The sequence below is a fragment of the Azospirillum sp. TSH20 genome (genome assembly GCF_003115935.1).
Taxonomy (GTDB): domain Bacteria; phylum Pseudomonadota; class Alphaproteobacteria; order Azospirillales; family Azospirillaceae; genus Azospirillum.
In genome coordinates this window covers 1-1,096 of record NZ_LGQU01000219.1, presented here as the reverse complement: position 1 = coordinate 1,096, position 1,096 = coordinate 1, and the positions used below count along the sequence as shown (strand labels likewise).

The following is a 1,096-nucleotide window of genomic DNA, read 5'->3' as shown; positions in this document are numbered from 1 at the left end:
CCAAGGGTCTGAACCAGCGCGCCGGCGACCTGACGTCGCTGAAGGACGCGATGGGTCAGTCGATCAGCACCATCCAGGCCGCCGACAAAGGCCTGACCTCGATCGACTCGCTGGTCGACCAGGCCAAGGGCCTGACCACCGCCGCCTACGCGGCGCTCGGCAACGACGCCGCCTCCATCGCCACCCGCAAGTCGCTGGCCTCGCAGTTCAACACCCTGAAGGACCAGATCGACAAGCTGGCCTCCGACAGCGGCTATCAGGGCAAGAACCTGATCAACGGCAACGGCCTCAGCATGGACAGCACCAGCGCGTCCCGTGCCGCCGTCAACACCATCGTCGGCGTCGACAACGCCCGCGTCACCAACGTCATCTCAGCCGACACCTACGCCATCCGCATCAAGGGTGACGGTTCGGTCGAAGGCAAGACCGCCGACATCTCCACCGCGGAGAACGCGCACGGCCTGGTCGGTCTGAAGCTGTCGGGCACGATGTCCAGCACGCTGGGCAGCTTCTCCGACGTCCAGATCGAGGTGCGCGGCGCCAACGGCCGCACCCGCGACTTCATCGTCAAGGACGGCGACGAGAGCCGCACGATCTCCTACTTCGACAACACCCAGACGATCGAAGCCAAGCTGACGCAGGCGGCGACCTCGACGCAGCCCCAGATTTCGAACGTCAACATCAGCGGCACCATCGAGGAAGGCGACATCTTCACCATCACGGTGGAAGGCCAGTCCTTCAGCTACACCGCCACCAGCGGCGACGTCGCCGTCGGCCAGAACGCCGCCAAGAACGTGGCGACCAACCTGAAGAACTCGATCACCAGCGCCATCGCCGGCACCGGCCGTCTGGCCGGCAAGGATGTCGCCTCCGCCGCCATCGGCGGCAGCGGCACCATCACCCTGACCGGCAACACCACGACCGGCGTGGTGCGCGAGATGACGGTGACGACCGGCGCCACCAACGCGCTGACCAAGAAGATCTCGGAGAGCTTCGCGTCGGGCACCATCGTGTCCTTCACGGTCGACCGCCGCCTGCTGGAAGCGGCGAACAACCAGGGCAACGGCATCTCGACCATCGAGAAGAAGGTCGACCT

The 1,096-nt window shown here is 65.8% G+C and carries 1 pseudogene; it reads left to right on the top strand.

What is annotated here, in order from left to right:
* Positions 1 to 1,096: pseudogene (locus TSH20_RS34470) on the top strand (flagellin); the annotation flags it as partial.